Source organism: Fibrobacter sp. UBA4309 (assembly GCF_002395745.1).
In the GTDB taxonomy this organism is placed as follows: domain Bacteria; phylum Fibrobacterota; class Fibrobacteria; order Fibrobacterales; family Fibrobacteraceae; genus Fibrobacter.
In genome coordinates this window covers 20,396-25,626 of the sequence record NZ_DGUN01000037.1, presented here as the reverse complement: position 1 = coordinate 25,626, position 5,231 = coordinate 20,396, and the positions used below count along the sequence as shown (strand labels likewise).

Here is a 5,231-nt window from a genome sequence, read left to right as displayed (position 1 = left end):
CCGCTTGCGGTATTCCGGATTCCGGTACGTCGCATGCATTGGGCTATGCGCATGAGGCCGGCGTGAAGTTCGCCCGTCCGTTTGTGAAGTATACGCCCACGTGGGCCCGTTCGTTCATGCCGCAGGATCAGCGCCAGCGCGAGCATGTCGCCTCGATGAAGCTGATTCCCGTTCCTGGCCTTATCAAGGACCGCCGCCTCGTGTTCTGCGACGACTCCATTGTCCGTGGCACACAGCTCGGTAAACAGGCCGCCAAGCTCTATTCCCTTGGCTGTAAAGAGACGCACATGCGTATCGCCTGCCCTCCGCTGGTTTATCCCTGCAAGTTCATCAACTTCTCCCGTTCCAAGAGCGTGTACGACCTCATTACGCGCCGTTACATCCGCGAACAGGAAGGCGAGAACGCCGATATCGAAAAGTATACCGACCCGGATAGCGACGCCTACAAGGGAATGGTGGAATACATCCGCAAGAACCTGAACCTGACGACGCTCGCTTTCCAGCGTATCGACGACCTTATCCACGCCATCGGGCTTCCGGCAGAACAGCTTTGTACGTACTGCTGGAGCGGTAAGGACTACGCGGAGACGGGCGACTGCTACCATTGCCCCTGCGAAGAATGCAAGGACAAGGATAAGTAGAAAACTTCCGGGACTTTTTTAGCGGGATTATACGCAAGGTCCCGATTTCTTGCGGTCTTTCCAGACGCTGTCGTTGAACAGCTGACCTTCGGAGAGGCCGTATTTTTCTTCGACGCCTGCGCTGCGGATGGCGTCTTCGATTGTCGTCTTGCCCTGGATGGCCTGAGTGTAGATAAGCACTTTTTTGCGGACGGTTTCGGGTGGTTCCTGAAGCATTTCGAGCCTGAAATGCGATACTCCGGACTGCAAGAGGCGCGGGAGCAGTTTCAGGGCCGATTGGGGCTTGCCTACGAATAGCGTGTTGCGGCATTCGGCGTCGCTCTGCAAGAAATGGCTTTCGCCCTTGTGGTCGAGAATTTCGACCTTGTGCCGGGTGCATATCTTGTCACATTCCGGGAAACGTCTCCCCGTGGTGAGGGCCCGCGCGAAGGCGCAGTATTCGGAGTGGAACGCTGGCATGTACTGGTGCAGCGTGATTTCGAGACGGCTTTCCTCTATGTTTTGCAGGAGATCGAAAAGTTGGGTGCTGTTCAGGTCCCATGAGGGATGGAGCGTCTTTAGTCCCTGCGAAAGCAGCCAGTCGAACGTGGCGCTGTTTGCGGCGTTCAGGCTGTAGTCGCCGGTAAGCGGGATGCCGCTGTCGCCGAGAATCGAGATGGCTCCCAGGTTGCGGACAAGCGCAAAATCGGGGGAGAGTTCCAGAATTTTCTTGAGATAATGATTTTCGCCGGGCTTGTGGATACGCAGTGTCGCCATGCCCGCCTTGAAGCCGAATTCGCGTATTTGCTGTAGCGGGGACTCGTATTTTACGCCCCAGTCGAAGTCCATGACAACGTTGTCTATGGGGAGGCCCTTGAGGGCTTCGACCTGTTCGGGATTGCGTACGAGTACCGAAATTTGGAGGCGCGGCATTTTGGCGGCGGCTTCCACGGACGGAATCGCGTCTGTCCTTGGTCTTGTATAGCGGACGGAACGCAGGAACTGGTGGCCCGCTTCGGCACTTGGGTTCAGCGCATGCCATAGGCAACGGGCATTGTCAAGGGAGTCGATGGCCTTTTGACGGAGCGTGCGTATGACCTTTCCGGGAAGGAAAGCGTCGGAATCTATCGACGCGTCCAGATTCTTGAGTTTATAGGCACTGCCGCCTAGGGCGGAAAGTTCCTTTTTGGCGAGAGCCTGCAGTTTATTTTGGGCTTCGTCCGGTGCTGACGTGGCGTTTTTCGCGGCTTCCAGTACGGATTCGCTGGTTTCGCTGATTCTGTTGCCGCAATAGTCGTGTACCGTGAGTGTGATTTTCTGGCCGATATGGGCGTCGAGCGTCATGGCGACAGGTATGCGCTTTGCCATGTCGCGGTCGGTAAAGGTGCGGCGCAGTTCCCGTTCCATGGCGGGGGAGTCGTTCCTGTACGCGGCCATGTGCGCCCTGACTTCGCGAGTGTCGAAATCGCGTCCGAATTCCATTTTCAGGAGTTGCGGGCCGCACCCGCGTGTGGAGGGCTTGCCTTTGTATTCGTGTATGACTTGCGCGGCGTAGAGCCTCGCGCCGGTGCTTATCCCGAATTTCGCCTCCTCGAAGAGGATCCCGTCGCCCGGTTGCGGGAGCGCGCATTCCATTCCGGCTTCGTCGAAAGCTTCGTCCAGTTGGACGATAACCTGCCCGCGTTCCACGCGTAGGACATTGCCGAGGTATCGCCCGTGATGGTTGCTGAATGTACCGTTCACGAGTTCCTGGTGGTTGTCGCCATCGAGCCATCCCGTAGAAAGCCCACGGCTGAACAGCACCTCGAGCGGTTCCTTTTCGCCGGCGTCGGGCTCGATTCCGTCGAGCGATTTGCGGTAGGCGTGGGCGACTGCGGCTACGTATTCCGGACTCTTGAGACGGCCTTCCACTTTCAGCGAACTTACGCCGATTTCCTCGAGTTCCTTGAGTTTCGGGAGGGCGCAGAGGTCTCGCGTGCTGAAAAGGTATTGCGCGTCGGTCTCGCGGTATTCCCTGCCGTCCACGAATATGCGGTAGGGGAGCCTGCAACTCTGGGCGCACTGCCCGCGGTTCGCGCTGCGTCCGCCGAAGTTTTCGCTGGTGAGGCACTGTCCCGAATAGCTTACGCAGAGCGCCCCGTGGATAAATACTTCGAGCTCTAGGGGTGTTGCGCTCTTGATGGCGGCAATTTGCCTTGCCGAAAGTTCACGGGCGAGTACGGCGCGGTTGAATCCGATGCCCTTGACCATGTTCACGGCTTCCGCGCTGGCGAGCGTCATCTGCGTGCTGGCGTGGATTTCTTGGGAGGGACTTATCGCGTGGATGAGTCTTGCCAGCCCGATATCTTGGATGATAAACGCATCGGGTTCTAGGGCAATGAGCTGTTCCAGATATTCGGGGAGGTCCTGCAGTTCGCGTTCGAAGACGAGCACGTTCATCGCGAGGAACGTGCGGACGCCGCGTACGCGGGCGTAGCGTATCATATTACGCACGTCATCGAGCGCGAAGTCTTCGGTGCGGCCACGGGCGTTCCAGTGCGGGACTCCGTAATAAACTGCATCGGCTCCGTTGTCGATGGCTGCTTCGAGCATTTCCCGCGTGCCTACGGGCAACAGTAGTTCAGGACTTTTCACGCCATGAATTATAGAAATTTATACGAGGGAATCGCCTTCGTAACCGAAACGTACGACTGTTCCGGTTTCCTTGATGACAAAGGCCTTCTTGTGCCCCAGTCCTTCGAGGACGGCGTTTTCGAGAGCCTTGATGGCGGATTCCTTGCTAGAAAAGCTTTCGGGTTCCAGGACGGGCAAGTCGTGGCAGTCCTTGCTGTAGTTCTTTATGACGCAGACGGAAACATAATCCGGATCGATGTCGTAAACGGCTTCGTGGATGATGCGGTCGTCTTCTTCGGAGTCGCTCTTTATGGCGAATCTGGATGATATCGATCCCGAATAACCGGCTTCCTTGAAGCGATTCCAAAGTTCATCTAGCATAATAACCCAAATAATAGTTCTATTAGAATCAAATATATAGTTTTTTTATGGAAAAATATCTACTATTACGAATATGAATGTAAAAAAACTTATTTTGTCAACAACTGCTTACATCGCCGCCCTGGCGATGACAACAATTGTTGCCTGCTCTAACCCGGAAGCCGAGGCGCAGATACAGACTCTTTCGAAAAAGAATGCGGAACTGTCTGAAGAAATTCAGGGTTTGCAGAAAAAATTGGATTCCATGAAGGTCAAGACGGATTCGCTCCACAAGGTTCTCATCGAGTTGGATTTGGATAGGTAAGTTATGAAAGTTTTAGTGACAGGTGTCGGTGGCCAGCTCGGCCATGACGTGATGAATGAACTTGCAAAGCGCGGCTACGAAGGCGTTGGTAGCGATATCGCTCCGGCCTATGCCGGTGTTGCCGACGGTAGCGCCGTGACGACGATGCCGTACGTACAGATGGACATTACCGATTCCAGTGCTGTTACGTCGGTCATCGGGAACGTCAAGCCTGACGTGGTTATCCATTGCGCCGCCTGGACGGCGGTAGACCTCGCCGAAGACGAAGACAAACAGCCCAAGGTCCGTGCCATCAACGCGAAGGGAACGGAAAACATCGCGAAGGTCTGCAAACAGATCGATGCGAAGATGGTCTATATCAGCACCGACTACGTTTTTGACGGTCAGGGTACGGAACCGTGGAAACCCGACTGCAAGGACTACAAGCCGCTGAATGTTTACGGACAAACTAAGCTCGAGGGCGAGATGGCTGTAAGCGGAACGCTCGAGAAGTATTTCATTGTCCGCATCGCCTGGGTTTTTGGGTTGAACGGCAAGAACTTTATCAAGACCATGCTGAATGTGGGACGTACGCACGATACCGTCCGCGTGGTGAACGACCAGGTCGGTACGCCTACGTACACATATGACTTGAGCCGCCTTTTGGTCGATATGATCGAAACTGAAAAGTACGGTTACTACCATGCGACAAACGAGGGCGGGTTTATCAGCTGGTACGACTTTACCAAGGAAATCTACCGCCAGGCCGGCCTTACGACGAACGTTCTGCCCGTGACGACGACGGAGTACGGGCTGAGCAAGGCTGCGCGCCCGTTCAACAGCCGCCTAGATAAGTCCAAACTTGTCGAAGCCGGATTCAAGCCCCTGCCTACGTGGCAGGACGCTCTGGCCCGCTACCTGAAAGAAATCGGCTAGCGGTTCTTGTACATCGTTTCGTAGTACTTCTCGTAATCACCGCTGGTGATGTTGTCGAGCCATTCCTGGTTGTCGAGGTACCAGCGCACCGTCTTCTCGATGCCTTCCTCGAACTGCAACGACGGTTCCCAGCCCAGTTCCTTCTGGAGCTTGGTAGAATCGATGGCATAGCGGGCATCGTGGCCCAGGCGGTCCGTCACGTAGGTGATGAGGTTCATGTCCTCGCCCTCGGCGCGGCCAAGGAGCCTGTCAACGGTCTTTATGACGACCTTGATGATGTCGATGTTTTTCCATTCGTTGAAGCCGCCGATGTTGTACGTCTCGGCAATCTTTCCGTTATGGAAAATCACGTCGATGGCGCGGGCGTGGTCTTCCACGAAGAGCCAGTCGCGCACGTT

Annotated in this window: 5 protein-coding genes and 1 pseudogene; 3 read left to right on the top strand and 3 right to left on the bottom strand. The window is 55.5% G+C overall.

The genetic code is table 11. From position 1 onward, the window contains the following. Positions 1–641, top strand: a pseudogene (locus tag B3M32_RS04200) (amidophosphoribosyltransferase); the annotation flags it as partial. 27 nt (positions 642–668) lie between these two features. On the opposite strand, the gene B3M32_RS04195 reads toward B3M32_RS04200, so the two are convergent. Together B3M32_RS04195 and B3M32_RS04190 are read right to left on the bottom strand one after the other, a co-directional pair. After that, a complete protein-coding gene (locus B3M32_RS04195; protein ID WP_290743780.1) occupies positions 669–3,254 on the bottom strand; it encodes a U32 family peptidase in 2,586 nt (861 codons plus the stop codon). Positions 3,255–3,272: 18 nt separating this feature from the next. After that, complete coding sequence (locus B3M32_RS04190) at positions 3,273–3,614, bottom strand: hypothetical protein (RefSeq protein WP_290743778.1); 342 nt, start codon at positions 3,612–3,614, stop codon at positions 3,273–3,275. A gap of 94 nt (positions 3,615–3,708) precedes the next feature. On the opposite strand from B3M32_RS04190, the gene B3M32_RS04185 reads away from it, so the two are divergent. Beyond that, on the top strand, positions 3,709–3,918 hold the full coding sequence (locus tag B3M32_RS04185; protein WP_290743776.1) for a hypothetical protein: 210 nt from the start codon (positions 3,709–3,711) through the stop codon (positions 3,916–3,918). A gap of 3 nt (positions 3,919–3,921) precedes the next feature. Next, on the top strand, positions 3,922–4,833 hold the full coding sequence (gene rfbD, locus B3M32_RS04180; RefSeq protein WP_290743774.1) for a dTDP-4-dehydrorhamnose reductase: 912 nt from the start codon (positions 3,922–3,924) through the stop codon (positions 4,831–4,833). Here the strand turns inward: rfbD and B3M32_RS04175 are convergent. Further along, positions 4,830–5,231: GDP-mannose 4,6-dehydratase (locus tag B3M32_RS04175; protein WP_290743772.1), on the bottom strand; the 402-nt coding region annotated here is incomplete at its 5' end. The genes rfbD and B3M32_RS04175 overlap by 4 nt on opposite strands.